Annotated in this window: 15 protein-coding genes; 8 read left to right on the forward strand and 7 right to left on the reverse strand. The window is 64.7% G+C overall.

The genetic code is table 11. From position 1 onward, the window contains the following. Window positions 1-182 precede the first annotated feature (182 nt). Complete coding sequence (locus tag ACFXIV_RS41840; protein WP_379402606.1) at window positions 183-662, forward strand: SUKH-3 domain-containing protein; 480 nt, start codon at window positions 183-185, stop codon at window positions 660-662. 112 nt (window positions 663-774) lie between these two features. On the opposite strand, the gene ACFXIV_RS41845 is transcribed toward ACFXIV_RS41840, so the two are convergent. From ACFXIV_RS41845 to ACFXIV_RS41855, 3 genes are all read right to left on the reverse strand, one after another. Then, window positions 775-1,707 carry a hypothetical protein gene (locus ACFXIV_RS41845; RefSeq protein WP_379402605.1) on the reverse strand — a complete coding sequence of 311 codons (933 nt, stop codon included), beginning with the start codon at window positions 1,705-1,707 and terminating at the stop codon, window positions 775-777. 158 nt (window positions 1,708-1,865) lie between these two features. Next, window positions 1,866-2,894: an SEC-C metal-binding domain-containing protein gene (locus ACFXIV_RS41850; protein WP_379402604.1), complete on the reverse strand. Its 1,029-nt coding sequence runs from the start codon at window positions 2,892-2,894 to the stop codon at window positions 1,866-1,868. 494 nt (window positions 2,895-3,388) lie between these two features. Further along, on the reverse strand, window positions 3,389-5,212 hold the full coding sequence (locus tag ACFXIV_RS41855) for a plasmid pRiA4b ORF-3 family protein (protein ID WP_379402603.1): 1,824 nt from the start codon (window positions 5,210-5,212) through the stop codon (window positions 3,389-3,391). A gap of 216 nt (window positions 5,213-5,428) precedes the next feature. Between ACFXIV_RS41855 and ACFXIV_RS41860 the strand changes: the two genes are divergently transcribed. Continuing rightward, window positions 5,429-6,145 carry an LppP/LprE family lipoprotein gene (locus ACFXIV_RS41860; protein WP_379402602.1) on the forward strand — a complete coding sequence of 239 codons (717 nt, stop codon included), beginning with the start codon at window positions 5,429-5,431 and terminating at the stop codon, window positions 6,143-6,145. A 192-nt stretch (window positions 6,146-6,337) separates the two neighbouring features. On the opposite strand, the gene ACFXIV_RS41865 is transcribed toward ACFXIV_RS41860, so the two are convergent. Next, the gene (locus ACFXIV_RS41865; RefSeq protein ID WP_379402601.1) at window positions 6,338-9,745 is read right to left on the reverse strand and encodes a DEAD/DEAH box helicase; all 3,408 of its coding nucleotides are present in this window, start codon (window positions 9,743-9,745) and stop codon (window positions 6,338-6,340) included. 429 nt (window positions 9,746-10,174) lie between these two features. Here ACFXIV_RS41865 and ACFXIV_RS41870 point away from each other — a divergent pair, with 429 nt between their 5' ends. Both ACFXIV_RS41870 and ACFXIV_RS41875 read left to right on the forward strand, forming a co-directional pair. Next, a complete protein-coding gene (locus ACFXIV_RS41870) occupies window positions 10,175-10,540 on the forward strand; it encodes a hypothetical protein (protein WP_379402600.1) in 366 nt (121 codons plus the stop codon). Window positions 10,541-10,688: 148 nt separating this feature from the next. Further along, a complete protein-coding gene (locus ACFXIV_RS41875; RefSeq protein ID WP_379421435.1) occupies window positions 10,689-12,428 on the forward strand; it encodes a DUF6531 domain-containing protein in 1,740 nt (579 codons plus the stop codon). Here the strand turns inward: ACFXIV_RS41875 and ACFXIV_RS41880 are convergent. Beyond that, window positions 12,373-12,834 (reverse strand): ATP-binding protein, encoded by a 462-nt coding sequence (locus ACFXIV_RS41880; protein WP_379402599.1) that lies wholly within the window; start codon window positions 12,832-12,834, stop codon window positions 12,373-12,375. The genes ACFXIV_RS41875 and ACFXIV_RS41880 overlap by 56 nt on opposite strands. Before the next feature lie 277 nt (window positions 12,835-13,111). On the opposite strand from ACFXIV_RS41880, the gene ACFXIV_RS41885 reads away from it, so the two are divergent. From ACFXIV_RS41885 to ACFXIV_RS41895, 3 genes are all read left to right on the forward strand, one after another. Continuing rightward, the gene (locus tag ACFXIV_RS41885) at window positions 13,112-14,779 is read left to right on the forward strand and encodes a DUF262 domain-containing protein (RefSeq protein WP_379402598.1); all 1,668 of its coding nucleotides are present in this window, start codon (window positions 13,112-13,114) and stop codon (window positions 14,777-14,779) included. A 104-nt stretch (window positions 14,780-14,883) separates the two neighbouring features. Continuing rightward, window positions 14,884-15,240 (forward strand): hypothetical protein, encoded by a 357-nt coding sequence (locus tag ACFXIV_RS41890; RefSeq protein WP_379402597.1) that lies wholly within the window; start codon window positions 14,884-14,886, stop codon window positions 15,238-15,240. Between the two features lie 465 nt (window positions 15,241-15,705). Next, window positions 15,706-16,086, forward strand: coding sequence for a hypothetical protein (locus tag ACFXIV_RS41895; protein WP_379402596.1), 381 nt, complete (start codon window positions 15,706-15,708; stop codon window positions 16,084-16,086). 158 nt (window positions 16,087-16,244) lie between these two features. Here the strand turns inward: ACFXIV_RS41895 and ACFXIV_RS41900 are convergent, their stop codons facing one another. Continuing rightward, complete coding sequence (locus ACFXIV_RS41900; RefSeq protein ID WP_379402595.1) at window positions 16,245-16,847, reverse strand: YbhB/YbcL family Raf kinase inhibitor-like protein; 603 nt, start codon at window positions 16,845-16,847, stop codon at window positions 16,245-16,247. 473 nt (window positions 16,848-17,320) lie between these two features. On the opposite strand from ACFXIV_RS41900, the gene ACFXIV_RS41905 reads away from it, so the two are divergent. Beyond that, window positions 17,321-18,454: a CapA family protein gene (locus ACFXIV_RS41905; RefSeq protein WP_379402594.1), complete on the forward strand. Its 1,134-nt coding sequence runs from the start codon at window positions 17,321-17,323 to the stop codon at window positions 18,452-18,454. A gap of 343 nt (window positions 18,455-18,797) precedes the next feature. Here the strand turns inward: ACFXIV_RS41905 and ACFXIV_RS41910 are convergent, their stop codons facing one another. Next, window positions 18,798-18,941, reverse strand: a complete 144-nt coding sequence (locus tag ACFXIV_RS41910) for a hypothetical protein (RefSeq protein WP_379402593.1) — start codon at window positions 18,939-18,941, stop codon at window positions 18,798-18,800. Window positions 18,942-19,014 lie beyond the last annotated feature (73 nt).

The raw sequence follows: 19,014 nt of genomic DNA on the forward strand, positions 1-19,014 counted from the left end.
TGGTACTGCACTCGACAGGGTGTGGGAGAGTAGGACACCGCCGGAACATCCTTCGCGAAGGCCCCCAGCTCATGCTGGGGGCCTTCTGCGTATCCAGGGCAAGTCAACCAAATCGATACGTGCCTAACACGATTCAGCACCGAATAGTCTCTATGCGCTTCTATTGGCCGAATCCAATCACGTTGCAAGCTCTCACAGCCGCGGGCTGGACCCCACGTCGCCGAGTAGACATCACCGAATGGATCGACCGCCTGGAGGCCGAAGGCTTCCAGGTCTCTCGCCCCGCGGCATCAATCCTCGAATCCTTCGGCAAACTCGCCATTCGCCCCCCGGACCTCGCCGGCGCCCTGTGGCCTTCCGACCTCATCTTCTTCGACCCCATCGACGTGGCCAACGGCATGTACGACCGCTACGCCGACTTCGAATCAGCCCTCGGCCACCGCATGACCCCCCTAGCCGCCAACGCCACCGGCACAACCTTTCTCCTGATGCTCGACAACGGCAACGTCGTCTCCGATGGCATCCTGGCCCTCCACCTCCTGGGCCCCAGCTTCCCCCAGGCCCTCGACCTCATCCTCCGCCGCCACCGCACCCCCGACCAGATCCTCACGTACCACCGCGGCCGGCCGATCTCAGCAGCCCGGCAAACCCGAGCATCCTAGGTGTCGGCACAGCCTCAGAGTCATGGTGACGGGTGCGGTCCACCCGTCACCAACGTCGAGTTCTGCCGCCTAGCGCGAGGTCATCTGTGCCTGACGCCGTAATCCGGCAGGTTTATGCGGGGTCCTCGAAGACGCTGTCGACGGTGCGGGCCGTGATGGATTTGTCCAGCCAGTCGAGGAGACGTTCGGGTTCTGTGCAGGACGTGATGCGCTCACGGGCCGCGGCGGTGATGGTGACTCCGTTTCGCTCCAGTGTGTGAATAACGGCTACGGCAAGCCCCTCCGCACGTCCTTCAGCGAGTCCTTCAGCGAGCCCTTCAGCGAGCCCTTCGGCATGTCCCTCGGTGCGGGCCTGCGCGCGCAGGCGCTGGGAGGTTTCGGAGCGGAAAAAGGAGAGGTCCACGGTCATCAACTGCCTCCAGAGTCGTCCGGCCGGGCTTTTGCCCAACCCGAGTTCAGTGAGTTCGGCGAAGATCAGTGCGTCGTCCTCGTCGACTTTTTGCAATGCGGTGGCCAGCGTTTTCAGTATGTCACCGATGCCGGGGTCGTTGGCATGGGTGATCGCGGAGAGGGTGGCCAGCGGAATATCGCTGATCGCCTCCTGTAGATCGGTTACCGGCCGCACGTTGTGCGGGCCCAGGACCAGGGGCCGGACGACGAGGCTGGCCCATTGGCGTGGGCCGATATGTTGTGGACCGGCGGCCCATGCCGCGGTCGCGGCGTCCTGGCATACGACGAGCAGGACCGGGTGCAGGTCGTACTTCGCGTGGACGTGTGCGAGGTAGTAGGCCCATGCGCTCGGCTTGCGCTTGTCGTCTCGGCTCTGCGCCTCCACCAGTAGCAGGAATGGGCCTTCGTCGGTGTCGACGCGTAGGAGTGTGTCCACGCGCCGCTCCAGCGGTTCGATCTCAGTGAGATCGTTGGGTAACAGCGCCACGGTATTCGGTTTGGGGAACGGCAGATTCAGCGCGTCGAACGCGCGGCCGAAGACGTCCGGGTGGCGTTGGAAGAGACGGTGCATCGCTTCGTGTTTGGAGCCGACCATGCGATGAAGCTATCGCGTCGGATCGAATGTGTGTGCGATTGTTGTGATGTCGTCCGGACCCTCCCGATTTGCACGGGACTCGGCGGGTTGGCGACCGGGTGCAACCGGGAAGGTTCCTCGCGCTCGTTCCGCGCGTCGAGCGCCTCATCGGCGGGATCTCAGTCCGGTCGCCCGCAGCACTTCTTGTACTTGCGGCCGGAACCGCACCAGCAGGGGTCATTTCGGCCGGGTGGCCAGGGTGCGGCGTGGTGGGCGGTGTCGACGAGTTGCGTCGCGAAAGCGGCTCGCGTGGCGGGTAGTTCGGGGTTGGTGTCGGTTCGGGCCGCGTATTCGGCGAGCCCATCGACGGTCGTGGTGATCACCCGTGGCGACCGTCCCGGCTCGAGCTCACGCAGGGAGTGTTCCACCGCCGCGCGGTGCTCATCGAAGGTGTCGTAGGCGTGCATGGCCGGCCATCGCCGAATGGCTTGTGCGAATTCGTGTTCCGGGAAGAACAGGACAGCGGCTCGTACGGGTTTCGTGGGGAGGTCGCGTTGGGTCAGATCGGCGATCACGCGCGCGCGGTGCTGGTCGACGCCCAAGTCGGTCTCATCCTCCGGCAGTCCGAGCAGTTCGCGGACGCGGGCGCGACCCGAGGCCAGCCGGAATCGTGTCAAGGATTCCCGGGCATCATCGTCTGCCACGGACATCCGCACCCGATCTAGTCCCGATTCGAACCAGCGCAGTGCCTCCTCGAGATCCCCGTGCTCCTCGAAGGCCTCGCCAGCGATCTCGTACGCCTGGTAATCGTCGGATCCCTCCGCGAATACCACCTCGAGCAGGTCGTAGGCCTCCTTCTCGTCGCCGTGCTCGAGCAGGAATGTCGCATACCAGACGCGCGCGTCGGCGGCGACCGGACCGCCGTCGGCGATGGCGTCCAGATACCGCCGCCGTGCTTTGTCGTAGTCGCCGGCCGTCGCCCAATACGAGGCGGCCTCGGTGAGGTTCTGTGCTCGGTCCAAAGGTTCGCCCGTCGCGGCCTCCCGCTCGTAGTCCTGGGCGATCTCCTCGGGAGGCTGCTGAAAGCCCGCAAATTCCGCCGTGACCGCCGCCAATTCCGCAGTCAGTCGGGCATTCTCGGCTTCCAGCCGCTCCTTCTTCCGCCGCAGTGCGTCGAGCTGGCCGTCGTCGGTCGCTTCAGCGGGCATTCTTCCCCTCTTACGATGACGGTGGTTTCGGGTTTCGTCACCACTCGGGGAAGCATACTGACCGGGGCTGGGCAGCGTGGTGTCTCGCGGCTCGGGATTGCGGCGGGTCAGTCTTGCATGAATCCGATCCAGAGGTAGTCTCCCTCGAAGGCGCAGCTGCGCTGAGCCTGCCGGTTCTGCTCGTCGGGGACTCCGATCACGCAATCACTCCCGCAGCCGGAGTTGGTACTCGCGACGCTCTGGGGAACGCCCTCGCGGTCTATGAAGCTGTCCGCAGCGCGAACTCGCCCGCGGATGCGATGGCCCCGCGTCGCCGGCAAATCCTTGTCGATCGGGAACCGGCGCGGCGCGTGATTCCGCGCCCGCGCACATAGAGGTCGATGCTCGCCCGAATCTGTTCTCCGCCTCGCTGTTCCATTAAGCCCGGGGCCAGGTCCGCGTAGTTGCCGTCTCATTCATCTCGCACAACGAGTGGGTGACCATTCTTCGGACACCTACCGCAACAGTATCGACCGCGCGAACTCGGCTGCGTGTGAACTGAACTGGCGTCCGAATGTGGTGCGGTCCCGCCGTAAGAGGTTCATCCGTTCGAACACGTCGCTCAGGTGCCCGACCGCGGAGGTGATGTCCACCGTCTCGAGCGGGGTCCCGTCGGCGAGCCGCCAGCCTGTGGCGGTCAGGAGGTCGGCGACCATGCGGTCGACACCATCGGTCACACCGGCAGCGATTGCCATGAGATACAGCAGGGCTGGCTCGTCCCCGTACTTGCCGATCTGTTCACCGGTCTTCGTTGCCAGGTGCCACCACAACGCAATCGGGTCATCGCGGAGTGCACGGCCTTTCGTTGTGGCCGACAGCTTGCCGCGGTATTTGCGCACCAGGCCCATCTGCTGCGCCGACGCTCGCAGCTGTGCCACGGGTGGCGTCAGGTCTTCGCGATTGCCCTTCCCGATCCAGTCCTCGTCCATGCTCAGCTCGCGGAAGATGGACGCCACGACGGCCGGTGGAAGATATCCGGCTCCGGTCAGGGCGATGCCGCTGGTTCCGAGATGCTCGATGAGGCAGCGATAGGGGCGTACCGCGGCGGAAGCGGTTTCCTCGTCGATGTGTACCGGGATGCCGAGCTGTACACGATCGATCAGGTGTCGCAATTGATTTCGAGCCGGCGGCGGTGCTGTCCGCTGGAGTATGACGACGTCGCGCATCAGCTCAGGCAGATCGGCGTCGGTGCTGTCGATCGGCCCGGGCTCCCGTTCGGCGGGAATCTCCAGGTCGATGGCGGTGAGGCGCTCGTTGATCGTGTCGGGGTCGAAGGGCATCGGCGAGTAGTAGTTCTGATCGATGTCCTCGCCGTACATACTCCGGAACTTGGCCACCGCCCGACGATGCTCAGGATGTGCGGGATCAGTTGCCGCAATGATCAATTCGTATCCTCCGACACCGCCGCAGTCCTCCGGCGGACCTGGCCTTCGGCCGTCCGTGCACAGTGCGCGAGCAGCGCTGGGCTCGCGCGGTGACACGGCCTCCAACTCGATGACGTGCTGCCAGTCGTCGCCGAAGTCGTAGAGGTAGTACAAGATGTCGCCGACGTCGACCAGCACCTCATCCACGCGGACTTGCTCTTCGGGGATCCCCGGCTCACCCTCGTCGGCTTGGTACGCGCACAGGTAGTACTCCGTACGTCGGTCGTAGTACGCTGGCCCGCTGCCGAACTGATGCAAGTGACTGTCGGTCCAGCCGAACGCGGCCTGAATGGCCGCATGCAGTTCGTCGAGGAACAGTCCGGACGAGAGCTCGAGCCGCCGCCACACGGGCGGTTCGGTATCCACCAGATCGATGCGAACGCGATAGGTCATCGCCTGCTCCCGCCGTGGTCGGCGTCGAGAGGGCACCGACACCTCTTCCGCCTCGCGGGGGCTCGCCGTCAACTGCCCGATCAGCGCTTTCAGATCATCGGGATGCAGCTGTGCCAGCATTTGCTCGATGACGGGATCCAAATCGCGCTGAGGCATAGCGAGCACGCTACTCGGCCCCCAGCTGCCCGCCCACCCGTGGACGCTCACGGGGTCCGCCGCCCGGTTTGCCGACCCAATGCCAAGCCTGGCAATCGGCACATCGATCGAACGACAGATCGTGAGATCCTCGAAGGCCGAAGGCCCGAGGTGACGGGTGGCCTTGGTGACGAGCGCCGGCGCGTTACTGCGCCCCACGCGGACGGTGTCGGGTTGCCAGATCTCCTTGCGACCAATACGGCTTCCTCCCAGCCGAATACAACCAGCCTGGGGGTGTGCGTTAGTGGTTTCGCTCGGGGTGTCCACGACGCGCTGTGGCCGATTGTTTTGTTCGGGATTGACTGTCGTAGCGTCGCCGTCCGAAGCTTCTCAGCGGTCTGGGTGAATTGTGTTCGCGCCCCTGACTTTTGGGGCATCACGCCCACAAACGCTCCGTTAACGCCTGCTTGACTGGACCCGATGACCAGTTTGTCCTTCCGTTTGGATGGAAGTCGGGGATGGCGTATCGATGCGAGGAGAAATATGAAGGCCAGATCAGTGCTGTTCGCCGCGTTCGCCACCGTCCTCGTGGCGGCCGCGAGCGGATGCTCCGGCAGCTCGTCGACCCAGGCGGGAACAGCGAGCACGACAGTCGCCGCATCCCAGGGGACGACCGTACCGGCGCAGGGTAACCAGTCGGCTCCGCCTCCCGCCCAGGCCCCGGGCGGCCAGGGTGGCAATCCATCTGCGGGCGATGCCAATTCGCCGCAGCCTGCACCTGCCACCAGTGCCGCGACCGACACGCCGCAGCCCACGATCGTGCCGGTGACCACGAATCCGGCACCCAACGGCAGCGGCCACGGACTGTGCTTCGACCTCAATTCCGGGCTCGCCAACTCGGCGATCAAGAGTCTCGCCTCGACCTCGAACGGCGGATGGGGCAATCCGTCGGCGAGCAATGACCCGATCTCGGCGGGCTGCGATGGCGTGCTGTCGTGGATGACGGTGGAATCGGGCAATATTCACCCATACACCCATGTCCTGTTCTTCACCAACGGCACCTACCTGGGTACCGCGACATCCAACCCCTACGGCTACACCGAGGTCATCGGAAAGACCGCGAATACCGTCTCGGTGCAGTACAAGTGGGCGAAATCCAGTGACGCCCTGTGCTGCCCGAGCGGCGGCCCCAGCGTGGTGACCTTCACACTCTCGGGTGGCAAGGTAGTGGCGAAGGGGCAGTTCCCGCCGAGCAATTGAGTGTCAGGCCGATGCTCAGAGCGGGCGGACCGCGTCGGGTGGCGCTGCGCTTCTTCGATGTCCCGATGCCCCAGCATCCTCCGCGCCGCACATAGTGGCGATGAGGTCGAGCCGTGCGGGCACTGTCAGCTCGCGCGGTGACCGATGTTCGGTTCAGGTCGGGGACATCGAGCGGTGTGCAGTGAGTATTGCTCACGGGGCGTCGGACCGACGTCTGAACGAGGCCGCGAGAACGTCGAAGTAGTGCTGCTCGCGCCACAATTCGTGGTAACCGATCACATAGAAGCGTCGTTTCGCACGGGAGATGGCGACATTCAGCAGATTGGGTTTGGCCGCTGCCCAGCGCCGGGCCCCCTCCCTGTTGGCGGGCGTGCCGAGCACGAGGATGACCACATCGGATTCCTGGCCTTGGACGGTGTGCACCGTGCCGACGTTCTCGTCGGCGAAGTCCCAGTCGACGACCTTCTCGGCGACCACCTTGGCTCCGCGCACCACATCGCGAAAGGGACTGACCACGCGAATGGTGTTCGGCGGCACCCGCATCCCGTTGATCAGCCACTCCAGTAGCTCCGTGAGTTTGTCGCCTTCCGCGGGTACCCAATTGCCTTCGGAGACACCCGATGTCACATCGAACCAGGTGTTCTCGCCGGGGAACGCGCCGCGCGCCGCGGTGCCGTACACCATGAGGTCGCCGCCGTAGGCGATCGTGTTGGAGATCGCGAACATGGGCCGGTCACAGCGGCGATGAACGCGCAGCGGCGCCCCCACCCAGACATTCTCGCCGCTCTCCGGATCGGCCAGATACGTGCCGTAGTGCGCCAGCCGGTCGGCAACGCGCTGGGCGGAGGTGAAGTCGGGTGTCCATTGTTCGTGGATGCGGTTGTGTTCGAGCAGCGCTCGTTGCGCCGCCAGCGGCAGAGTCACGATCGGCTCGAGCTGGCGCGGGTCTCCGACGATCACCGCTCGCCGAACCCGCCAGAGGCCACCTACTGCCTGCTGCGGTGTCGCCTGCCCGGCCTCGTCGATGAACAGCCAGCCCAGGCTCTCCCGGCCCAATCCCGCGAACAGCCGGGGGAGCGAGGCGAACGTGGTCGAGACCATCGGTACGAGCAGGAACAGGGATTGCCATATCGCGGTGAGTATTTCGGCGCTGGGTTTGGGATCGAGCGGGCCACGCAGCAGGGCGGACAGGACCGCCAGGTTTCCGCGCAGCTGTGGTGCGGCATCGAAAGCGAATGCCCGATGCACACACAGCGCCTGCAGGAACAGCCGATGCCTGGCCGCCGTGAACTGCTCGTCGGCCCAGGCGTTGCACAGCTGAAATCGGTGTTCATCGTTCAGTACAGGCCCGAATGGCACTGTGTCGCGCCAGCGTTCGCATGCCTGATCGACGCGCCGGGCGGCTTCCTCATGGTCCTGGACCGCTGCCGCATGTCTTTCCAGGAGCTGACGGCCCCGCGCGGCGATTGCCTCCCATGCCTGTGCGGCCGCGGTGACCGCGGGGGCAGCGGCGTCGGACCGTAGTCTGGCGGATCTCCGTGCCGTGAGCAGGATTTCGTTCTGTGCGCGCCATTCGCGTCTGTTGCGGAACAATGTGCGCAGCGATTTCCAGAATCCGGGCTTGGCCGGTTTGTGTTCCTCGATCGCCTCCCGGGCGGCTCTCAGGGCCGCCTCCGCGGCGTCTCGCTCGGCCTCGGCCCGCGCATGTTCTGTTCGCCGGCGTTCGTACTCCCGCTCGGTTTCCCTGATCTCGCGGTCCGATGTCTCGAGCACTTTCGTCAGCCGCGCCAACTCCGCGATATCGTCGGCGACGCCCTGGCGCTCGGCCGCAAGTTCACGCACCTCGCTCAGCGCACTGCGGAAAGCCTCGCGCGCCGTGCGCCACCCCTCCGCCGTCGCGGGATCGGCTGCTGCTCGTGCGAGGAGCCGCTGCATTCCCAGAACCCCGTCGTCGGCTGGTTCCTCGGCCGGATCGGTGTCCGGCCTGGGCTGGGCGACACTGTCCTTGCCCCACCAGAAGCGCTGGGAGAAGTCTGAACGATTGGCCATATTGCCCAGCACCGCGGCGATCAAGCCCCATGCCTCGCCGCCGAGGATGTGTGAGGCGAGCTCCGGGAAGTAGTTCGCCGCGAGCGCCTCATCCAGTGCCCCCTGTACCGCTTCCACCGCCGGTATCTCGGCCGTGACGTTCGTGGCGGCGTCATTGCCGGCGGTGGCGAGGATGATCTCGAAACCCGTGACGTTCGGATTCGGGGCGTTGACCTTGAACTTGTACCGGTCGACCTGAACGGTGCCGAGTGGACGTGTGAAAGCCGATGCGGGACTGTCGTATTCGGTCAGCCGGAGCGCCCTCTCCACGACGATCGCCGCGAGCGCGTCCCGCAGCATGGTCGTCTTGCCGGTGCCCGGCGGCCCATTGACCGCGAAAACTCCTGCCGATTCCGATAGTTCGGCCATCAGTTGATTGACCGCGAACTGCTGGCTCAGCACCAGCGGCCTGCGGACATCTCCCGGCCATCGGCCGCCGGGAATCCGATTCGGGCTCAGACCCGCGATGACCGCGGGCTGGTCCGCTCGCACATCCACCCGCTGCGCCGGATCGCGGCCCTCGGACAGATAGTCGCGCAGGGCGTTTCCCAGGCCGCCGCGGGCGACCGCCTGCTCGATATCGGCGAGATCCTGCGCGATGAAGCTGTTCAGGAAGTCGGTCTCGGTGTCGGCGACCCGCTTCTCCGATACTTGAACACATCTCACGCGGACGCCCCGTACTTCGAGCGATCCGGTGATCCCGAGCGCATCGCTCAGCTCGCTGGTGAACTGATGCAGGTCGTGGGCCGTGAAATGAAACGCAGGTGGTCCGCTCGATTTGTCGCCGTCTTGAGCCTTGGCGGCGGCCGATTTGGCGATCATCTTCTCCACGAAGGTGCCGGCCGTGGCACCCGCGATCCCGCCGGCGACCGGGCCCGCGACGGACGTCACTGCCGCCGCTGTGGCCGCTGTGGCGGCGGTCCCGAGGCCCTTGGCCAACGCTTCACGTCCGGCCGACTTGCCTCGATCGCCGACCGCCCTCATGAGCGCGAACCGCTGGGAAACCGCCTCGCCGAACCCCGGTGAGGCGAGTTCGTTCAGCCCGGCGACGAATTCCCGTTCGTCCGCGTCGAACCCGTCCAGCCAGCGCCTGTCCCGAGGGCCCGGCGACCGCAACCGCCCCATGGCCCAGGCGCATGCCGACAGCTTCGGCGAGTCCTCCACCAGTGTCCCCTGCTGGTCGAGAATGAAAGCGCACATCGCGGTGGTGCCGATCGGCCGCGCATCCGGTGGCACCTGGTCGGGACCGAAGGCTCGCACCAACTCGTCTCGTGAGCGCTCGATCTGAAAGAGCCCCGCGTACACGGTGAACCGCCATGTCTTGCCCGCCGGCAGTGGGTGTTCACGCCACAGGGGATGGTCGGGCTCCCACGGCACTGGCCCGTTGACGTCGATGTCCACCACGAACGGACCGGGCTCCCGGGCCACCCGTTTGGGAACCTCTCGGGGGCTGAACATCTCGATCGCCCGCCAGAACCTCAGCAGCTCTGTAGCCCGCTCTTGCCCACCCATGGCATCGTCCCCGTCCGCTACCAATCGCACCCCGGAAGATTTCTACGGTACGGGATGAGAACTGCGTTGTCGCGAGAAATGTTGGTATAAAAGGGTTTTCGTATCAAATAGGCCCGACGGGTCAGTTTGTTTGGCGCCGGTCGACGTATCGTTCCGGCGATCTTCGGCTCCGCGCAACACGTGATCGACCTGCGGCAGTCAACACTGTGATCGTCTCGGCGGCAGCATCGGTGAACGCCATGACGAACTGATCGAAGTCGTGTCCGTGCCAGTGATGGTTGCCTGCCGGTCGACGCCGATAGAGGTCCAGGCCGGGTGGTTTTGGATGCCAGGGTGAGATCAGGATTGTTGTAGGGTCGGGCGAGCTGCTGTTCACCGGGGGAACTGCCTGCAGGGGGTGCTGTGACAACTGATGACGGTCGAGCCGAGTTGCGGTCGGAGATCGCGGCGTTCTACTCCGGATTCGGGCAGCCGGATTTGCTGCGCCGCGCCTTTGATGATGCTGTGTTGCTGGTGCCGTTGATCGGCGATGACGAGGTCTACACCTCGCGGGTTCGGGGAATCGATTGGATCTGCGCGTTCACCAGCGCCGAGGAATACGCGCGCTACATGGTTGCTCGCGAAGTGCTGGAGGATCAGTCGTACCGATATCAGCTGGTGCTCGGGGCGAGGCTGATCGCATGGGCGACAGCGCGACCCGAGCCAACAGGGGTGTCGATCGACTGCGTGGGGGCGCAGCCGGTGGCGTTCCCGCCCGAGCTGTCGGACGAGGTTATCGAGGGGGCGATGGTGTGACTGATGAGTTGAAGGTCGATCCGGCGGTGCTGACGCAGGCGGCGAATGGGATCAATTCGATCATCGGCGGATTGTCGGATCTGGGGATCAAGGAGACCGGCGCGATGGGGCGCGGGTTCGCCCTGCCTGCACTGAGGACCCGGTCGACATCGCCACCGGGGCGTTCCTGCTCCCGGAAACCGACGTCGACTTGCCTGGTGTGCTCGGGCTGGTGCTGCGGCGCACCCATCGCTCCAGCTACGGGTTCGGCCGGTGGTTCGGCCCTTCCTGGTCGGCAACGCTGGACACGCGTGTCATCGTCGACAGCGAGGGCGTCACCTTCCTGAGTGAGGACGGTGTCCTGCTCGCATTCCCGCACGCCGACATCGGAGTGGCCGTGCAACCGTTGTCTGGAGGTTGTGGCTGGATCCTGACTCGGACCGAGGCGGGTAGCTACCAGGTGTGCGATCCGCAGCGGGAATTGGTGTGGCACTTTGCGCCCGAACCTGGTCTTGCGGGTCTCGATGCGCGGTTGGGCAATCTCGCTGTGTCTGCGATCGCGGACCGTCACCACAACCGAGTCCGATTCCATTACGACGATGACGGTTCCCCGGTAGAGGTGTCGCACTCCGGTGGCTACCGAGTCGCCATCGAGAGCGCCGCGGGCCGTGTCACCGGGTTGATGGTCGTTGACAGCAACGGTTCCGGGACCGAGATTCGCACGCGGGTGCGAGAATTCGCCTACGACTCCGGGAACCTGGTCGCGGTGATCAACGCGGTGGGCGCGACCACGCGCTATACCTATGACGACCAGGCGCGCATGTTGTCGTGGACCGATTCCAACAACAACAGCATGGTCAATACCTTCGACGGGGCCGGACGTGTGGTGCGCCAACGCGGTACCGACGGGGTGTTGAGCTGCGACCTGGAGTATGTCGACTTTCCCGACAGCACAGGCAGTTTGACCACGATCACTAATTCCGTTGGCGCAGTGACTACGCGCGGCTTCGACCGTGATCTGAGGCTCCGCGACGTGGTCGACCCCGTCGGTGGGCATACCCACATCGACTACAACACTGCACGCAATCCGCTGAAAGTTGTTGCCCCTGACGGCGCCACCACAACCTACGCTTACACCGGTGAGGGAGACGTGGCTCGGGTCACCCGACCCGACGGCGCGACCATCAGCATCGACTATCAGGCTCACAATCGGCCGACTGCTGTCGCCGAGCCCGACGGCAGTGTGCACCGTCAGGAATGGGATGAATCAGGCAACCTGAGCGCCGTCATCGATGCTGCCGGGGCACGGACAGAGTTCCACCACCATCCCAACGGCGCGATTGCGTCCGTGCTCGGACCGACCGGGGCACGAACCGTCGTCGAGGTCAATCGTGCCGGTCTGCCGGTGGCGATGGCCGACCCTTATGGCGCAGTCACTCGGATCGTCCGGGATGGTTCAGGCCGTCCCGTCGAAGTCGCTGACCCATTGGGGGCAGTGACCCGCTTCGAGTGGGCGGGTGACGGAAAACTGTTGCGCCGCACTGACCCCGACGGCTGTGCCGAATCTTGGGTATGGGATGGGGAAGGCAACCTCCTCAGGCATACGGATCGTGCGGAAGCGGTTACGTGCCTTACCTACGGTGCGTTCGATTTGCTCGAATCCCGCACTGACCCTGACGGATCGGTGACCCGCTACACCTGGGACACCGAACGTCGGCTCGCCACCGTCAGAAACTCGCTGGGACAAATCTGGAGTTACGAATACGACATTGCGGGACGGCTGGTCGCAGAAACCGATTACAACGGTACGGCTACCAGCTACAGCCATGATCGCACTGGTCGCGTCACGACCATCACGCCGTCCGGCGGGCGGCGGTGCCGAAGACGGGGATCCCTGTCGCGTTGTTGAGGACTTCGGTGATTACCTCGCTGTTCTCCGCGAACGTCATCGATTCGAAGCTCACGCGCAGATGCGGGTGCAACCGCTGCCAGAGCACTGTGTAGGCGATGTCGAATCGGTGGAACTTGATCTTCCGGGAACCGTATTGGGATCGCAGCACGGCAAGTGCCTCGATCGACTGCCGGTGGCTCGGCACTTGGAAGTCGACGGTCGCGGTGGGGTGCGCGTCCGAGGCTCGTCTGCGCAGTTCTGCCAGCAATCGCGATTTTCCGATGCCACCGACTCCGGTGAGCAGCAAGACTTTTGGAGTGTCCGATGGTTCGGCAAGTAGCTGATCGAAGAGAGCAAGCACTCTGTCCCGGTTCACGAACGGTCGGCCGATTGCTCCTGGTTGATAGCGTGCGATCAGCGCCATAGAGCCTTCCCCCTCGCCGTGGCTACGGGGCAATTGTCCCCGATGATCAGGTCGAAAGGGCGGAGTTTCGGAGGTTGGCGGACTCTTATGTCAGGTTGTCGAGACCAACCGCCCGGCACTATTTACGAAGGCGCTGGCGGGCGACCGATACGGTGACCGATTCAACGGGAAGATGCTCGAGCTGGTGTTTTCCGGTCAGCGGTTGTCGGACGCATCCGTGTGCGCGGCCGCCTCGGTAGGGTGGTTCGGCGGACCACTCGAACCATAAGGAAGCTTGGTGTTCTCTCCCGATCAGCTGGTTGTCGTGATACCCCGCGAGGACATCGAAAGGGGGGACCTGGGGCCCGCCCTCGAGGCCCTCAACTCGTGCTTCGTTTCGCCGGAGCGCGCCCGAATTTTCATGGGCGCAGTCGAACTGGTCATCGAAGGTTACGAGCACATCCCGACCGAACTGTTCGAGATGGAACCGGTCCGTCAGTTCGTGCGACGGCTCGACGATGAGTTTCCCTACTGGTTGTATTTCCTCGGTCTGGGTGGCCCCTCGCTGCGGCTGATCTTCGGCTGCTTCCTGCCGCCGTTCCTCGATGAGGCCGAGCGGCGCCAGCAATTCGCGCACCGTCTGGGGGCGGTGATGGAGAACCGGTGGCTGCCCGCCATGAGCGACGTCGCGGCATTCGCCGGGCTCGCTGCGGCCGAGCTGGACGCCCGCACCGCCAGCGTCTTCGACCACTACTTCCGTTCCAGCGCACCGGCAATCGCGACATCACCGGCCGACACCACCGTGACTTTCCGCGATCAGGCCGCAGCCGTGGTGGAGGAAGTCTTCTACGGTGAGCCGACCGGCGTCGAAATCGAGCGGGATGACCACCCGTTCGACGGCCGCCCGGCGGCACCCTGGGATCCCGAACAGATTCGGATCTCCACCCGCACGTTCTCCCTGCGCAATGTTCTCGACATGATCGACGACGGCGATCTCGAACTGGCCCCCGATTTTCAACGCAACCGAGTGTGGAAGGGGCGTCAGAAATCCAGGCTCATCGAGAGCCTGCTGCTGCAGATTCCCCTGCCCGCCTTCTATTTCGCCGAGGACCGCAGCGGGATGTTCCGCGTGGTGGACGGCCTGCAGCGGTTGTCCACCGTGCACGAGTTCGTGAAGGGCGGTTTCGCTCTCGACGAGCTCGAGTACCTCGATGGCGAGCGCGAGAAGACCTTCGCGGAACTGGATCCGCCACTGCGACGCCGCCTTCACAACGCCCAGATCGTGGTGCACGTCATCGAGCCGTCCACCCCCAACCGCGTCAAGTACGACATCTTCAAACGCATCAACACCGGTGGAGAGCCGTTGAACGCCATGGAGATCCGGCACTGCATGAGCAGCGCGCGCAGCCGGAACCTGCTCAAACGGTGTGCCTCCGCCGAGGTCTTCCACGCGGCGACCGGCGGCGTGCTGCGAAATCACGTCCGCATGAACGACCGCGAGGCCGTCCTGCGTTTCCTCGCCTTCTACACCCTTCCGGATCTGCAGGAGTACGACTCCTACGGGTCGTTGGAGAACCTGCTCGACGCCACCACCGAACTCATCGACGACGTTGGCCAGATCTCCGACGCTCACCTCGAATCCTGGTTCGCCGCCTTCGAACGCGGCATGATCAACGCGCGAATCATTTTCGGCGACTATGCCTTCCGGCGCTGGCCCGCCGGCAACGATCGGCGCTCACCGATCAACCGGGCGCTGCTGGAGAGCTGGGGTGTCGTTCTGTCCGCTTACCACCCCGACCAGCTCGAGCGCGCTCGGCCCCGAATCGTCGCCGAGGCTCGCGCGGCCATGGCGAAGAACAACGAATACATCGCCGCGATCAGCGCCTCGACCGCCGACCCCAAACGCGTGCGGGTTCGCTTCGAGGTTGCGCGCCGGATTGTCGAGGACGCGGTCGCGCTGTCGTAGGTGTGGCGGGGACATGCGCGGCATTGATTGGCGTGTGGCCGCTGCCGCCGATCCAGTTCTGCACATCCGCAGCTGTCCCGCGTCGCGGGGCGGTGTAGTGGTCGATGGCCATCAGTAACCGATGTGCGTCGAGCAGGTCGTCCAGCCTGATGGTGCCCGTACCGGCCGCATCGACCATCGCGATCAGGGCCTTGACCGCCGCCAATTGCGACTTCGCATCGTCGCTGGCCTTACCTCCGGCGACAGCGTTGCCGAAGGCTCGCCAGCCCGCATCGATATGTTCGATCTTCGAGGACGCAACAGACTCACTGCGCAGCAGGAAGCTGGCCAGTGGCACGAAGCTCGCCGAACCCGGTCTCGAGGCGGGCTATCGCAATCAACGGCGCTTCGTGGGTACGGGCAACGGGCCCGGTCGGATCGCAGTCGAGCTCGCCTATCCTGGGGCGGATTCGCGACCGTGATCCCATCAAGGGTCCGATCCGCCCGCGAGCTGTGACGCTGACCGGGTTCCAGACGCGCTCTTCGCTGCGGTGTGGTGGCCAGTTCACGCGGTCTCGTTCGAGTCAGTCGACCAACTCTCCGCTTGGCTGACTTTATAGGTGTTAAACGTAGCTAGCGCCGACCTTGATGTACTTTGTGTGCTCCTCACTCTCGGTGATGAAGGCCCGGTTCATCGGGGACGGTGAGCAGTGGGAGGCGACGGGCTGACCAGCCGCGACCGAAAGACGTCGGCGTGGATGGCCTACTTCGAATCTTTGCCGTAGCCGAACTGGCGGGCCAGGGCCCAGTTGATCTCTTCGACGAAGGGGTTCTCGAGCAGACGTGGTTCGGAGCAAGCGACGTCACATGAGAAAAGCGGGCCGATCGTCCTTTCTCTCGGGCATTTGGGCCTTGCTGCTGAGACCTAGAGGAGTGATCGTGGATTGATGACAAATGTCTCGAATCTGACCGCGCCGGAACGACGCCAGCTGGCCCAGCACACGCTGGACTCGCTGACGGACCGGGCGGGGCATACGTTGACGCAGGTGCGGTGCGGTTGTGGTCACCGCGTGGCGGCGGTGTTCGATACGCCGGCCGGCGCGGTGTATCAGTCGGCGACCGGGCCGCACGCGCACGGGTCGCGTGATTTCGTCGATGCTGCGCACAGCGCTCGCGGGCATGGCACCCGGTTTACGGATCTGCTTGCCGGTGATGGCTTTGTCGATGACGCGTTGCCCGCTTCCTGCGAGTGCGGGCCGCACACACTGTCGCGGTTCCGGCTCCAGGAAGCCGTCGCGAACCACGAGCATAAGATTCTGCTGCCCTGATCAGCGATCACAACGCCGTAGCCGTGCGTCACCAGCGGTGTGGCGCCGGTCTGCCCGCGAAAGCTCAGCCGGTAGCCGTCCACAGCGCACTCCTCCCCGCGACCCTCCCGCCCGCCCTTGAACAGGCGGTCGCCCCGGCGTGCCATGCGCTCGGGGGCTCAGTTCGAGCTCAGGGCGGAGTTGAGCGTGTAAGTGCCGACGAGGTCGGCTTGCCCCAGGACGTGGCCGATCATCGCTTGGCGCAGCTGTTTTCCGGTCACTGCCTGCTGTAGCGGCAGCTGTTCGACATCCAGGGCGCAGACGGTGAACACGTAGTGATGGATGCGCTGGTCGTTCCAGGGTGGGCAGGGGCCGTCGTAGCCGTAATGATCCATTTTCGCACTGCTGAAGTCGTTGAGGCCGTACCGCGCATGATGGGGTGCAGCCGGACCCGCCCCGCCGTGCGCGGTCTGGAGGCTGCCTGCGGCGATCTGCCGCACGTCGGCTGGGATATCGAACAGCACCAAATGGTAGAAGTCGTTGCGCGGCAACTCCTCCGGCACCGTTCGCCCCTCGATGTTCACGTCCGAGCCGGTGCGGGGTACGTCGGGGTCGCAGCACACGACCGCGAACGATCGTGTTCCCGCCGGCACCTCGTCCCACGCCAGATGCGGGTTGCGATTGGCGCCCGCCCGGACATGGTGCACGGCATCCGGTACGCCGTAGGCGAACGTGGCCGGAATGCGCGCATTATCGTCGAACGAATCACTTCGGACCTTCATAACGATGCCTTCCACTCATGCGGCCCGATTAGCCTCCGCTATGCAGGTGGCGATGGCGATGAGGTCGCAATCAACACAGCTCGTCGGTGGGATCATTCTGCGGCGTTCCCGCGCCATTGGGGGAATCTAATCTTGTCGGTCGACCACACTGTCGTCCGAACCTCTGCCTGAGCGAATCAATTCGTGCGATACATAGATTCTGCGCTTCTGCCCTGCCCCCGCCCAGAAGCGAAGGTCATCGGAACCGTATCCCCACCGCTACAATGAGCATTACGGACTGCTCGTGCCCGCCAACTCAGCGGAAGAGAATTACCGCGGCCAGCCGCCTTCGAGTCGGTCGTGAACGGTCAGATGACATTCGGTCGCTGGGTCGGGGACCGTCGGCCCGGGCGAATCTGGTTGGGGTCGTGAATCATTGATGAAGCCGGGAAACCCGGTGTCCTGCCCGAAGTGGTGAATCGATCGATAAAACGATGACGCAGACGAGCAGTCCACCGCAACAGAGTCCGGTCACCGTGCTGCTGGGCGGTGATGTGATGCTCGGTCGCGGCGTCGACCAGATCCAGCCGCATCCGGGTGATCCGATGTTGTACGAACCGTGGGTCGATGACGCCCGCCGCTACGTCGAGTTGGCCGAGAAGACGAACGGGCCGATACCGTACCCGGTCGACTCCGACTGGCCGTGGGGCGACGTGGGGCCGATGCTCGACCAATTGGCGCCCGAGGTCCGGCTGATAAACCTTGAAACATCGATCACCGCCGACGGCAGATTTGCGCCCGCCAAGGGCATCCATTATCGGATGAACCCCGCCAATATCGCGACACTGAAAGCGTTTCGGCCCGACGTCTGCGCGTTGGCCAACAACCACATCCTCGATTTCGGAAACCGCGGTCTGCGCGACACGCTCGATACGCTCGACGCGGCGAGCATCGGCACAGCCGGGGCGGGAACGAGCATCGACGCGGCCTGCCGCCCGGTGGTTGTGGAGCTGGGCACCGGGCTACGGGTGGTCATCGTCTCGGTTGCCAGCACCAGCAGCGGCGTGCCGCTGGCGTGGGCCGCGCAGCATGATCGGCCGGGAGTGTGGCTGCCCGGTGATCCGCTGGGTCGTAGTGCCGCCGACCATGTCGCGGCGGAAGCGTTGGCGCACAAGCGTCCCGGCGATACTCTGATCGTGTCCGTGCATTGGGGCCCGAACTGGGGCTACGGGATCGGACGGAGCGAAATCCAATTCGCGCAACGGCTCATCGACGCCGGCGTCGACATCGTGCATGGGCATTCATCGCACCATCCTCGCCCCGTCGAGATCTACCACGGCAGACCGATTTTCTACGGCTGTGGTGATGTCATCGACGACTACGAAGGCATCCCCGGATATGAGTCCTACCGTCCCGAACTGCGGCTGCTCTATCTGGTTTCGGTCGAGCCCGGCGGGCAGCCGACCGGAATCCGGATGCTGCCCATGCGGGTACGCCGCATGCGGCTCGAACATGCTTCCCGGGCCGATGCCGATTGGCTGGGTAAGACGCTCACTCACATCAGCCGCCGATTCCACACCCATGTCGACCGCGGAGCCGACGACCTGCTCGAGATCCACTGGGGCTGAGTCGAACTCACGCCCCGAGCTGAAACAGATCCACAGTCCAGGGCCTTCGCTCACCGCAGCGGCACCGACCCGTCGCCTTCGCCGAGATGGTCAACTCGTCGCCCACGGCCAGCTCGAGATGTCGAGTCTCTCGGCGCCAGAATGCCGGATGGCGTTGCTACCGCTTCGCGAACCCCGGCTTCGGCGCGCTGATCCCGACCTGCTTCGCACGAGACCGGCGGAAAGGATTGCGGCGAAGGGGGTTCCACTGCGCGACAGCGCTTCTGACGTTGACGAACCACCACGCGACCGATTCGACGGTGCGTACGCCCTGCGCATGCCGCCGGTGCACAGCACGTCGACATCATCGATGCTTGCCGCCCGCGCACGTCCGGGTGATCAGTGTCGCCAGCTTTCTTGCCTGTGACTCACCCGGTCCGGTCTGCTCGGCCAGCCGCATCACCGGAACCAGGCCGGCAGGCGACACGAGATTTTGATCTTCGAGCACCGCGACTCCGCGGCGAACATATGCGAAACTTGCCCCCGCAGTGCCCTTCTAGAACTGGACCGATCACTGCCTG

Source organism: Nocardia sp. NPDC059236 (genome assembly GCF_042754085.1).
Taxonomy (GTDB): domain Bacteria; phylum Actinomycetota; class Actinomycetes; order Mycobacteriales; family Mycobacteriaceae; genus Nocardia.

Coding starts and splice junctions, on each gene's coding strand:
- ACFXIV_RS41845 (WP_379402605.1), bottom strand. CDS start 1,707: ATGGTCGGCTCCAAACACGAAGCGATGCACCGTCTCTTCCAACGCCAC.
- ACFXIV_RS41850 (WP_379402604.1), bottom strand. CDS start 2,894: ATGCCCGCTGAAGCGACCGACGACGGCCAGCTCGACGCACTGCGGCGG.
- ACFXIV_RS41860 (WP_379402602.1), top strand. CDS start 5,429: ATGAAGGCCAGATCAGTGCTGTTCGCCGCGTTCGCCACCGTCCTCGTG.
- ACFXIV_RS41865 (WP_379402601.1), bottom strand. CDS start 9,745: ATGGGTGGGCAAGAGCGGGCTACAGAGCTGCTGAGGTTCTGGCGGGCG.
- ACFXIV_RS41880 (WP_379402599.1), bottom strand. CDS start 12,834: ATGGCGCTGATCGCACGCTATCAACCAGGAGCAATCGGCCGACCGTTC.
- ACFXIV_RS41890 (WP_379402597.1), top strand. CDS start 14,884: ATGGCCATCAGTAACCGATGTGCGTCGAGCAGGTCGTCCAGCCTGATG.
- ACFXIV_RS41895 (WP_379402596.1), top strand. CDS start 15,706: ATGACAAATGTCTCGAATCTGACCGCGCCGGAACGACGCCAGCTGGCC.
- ACFXIV_RS41900 (WP_379402595.1), bottom strand. CDS start 16,847: ATGAAGGTCCGAAGTGATTCGTTCGACGATAATGCGCGCATTCCGGCC.
- ACFXIV_RS41905 (WP_379402594.1), top strand. CDS start 17,321: ATGACGCAGACGAGCAGTCCACCGCAACAGAGTCCGGTCACCGTGCTG.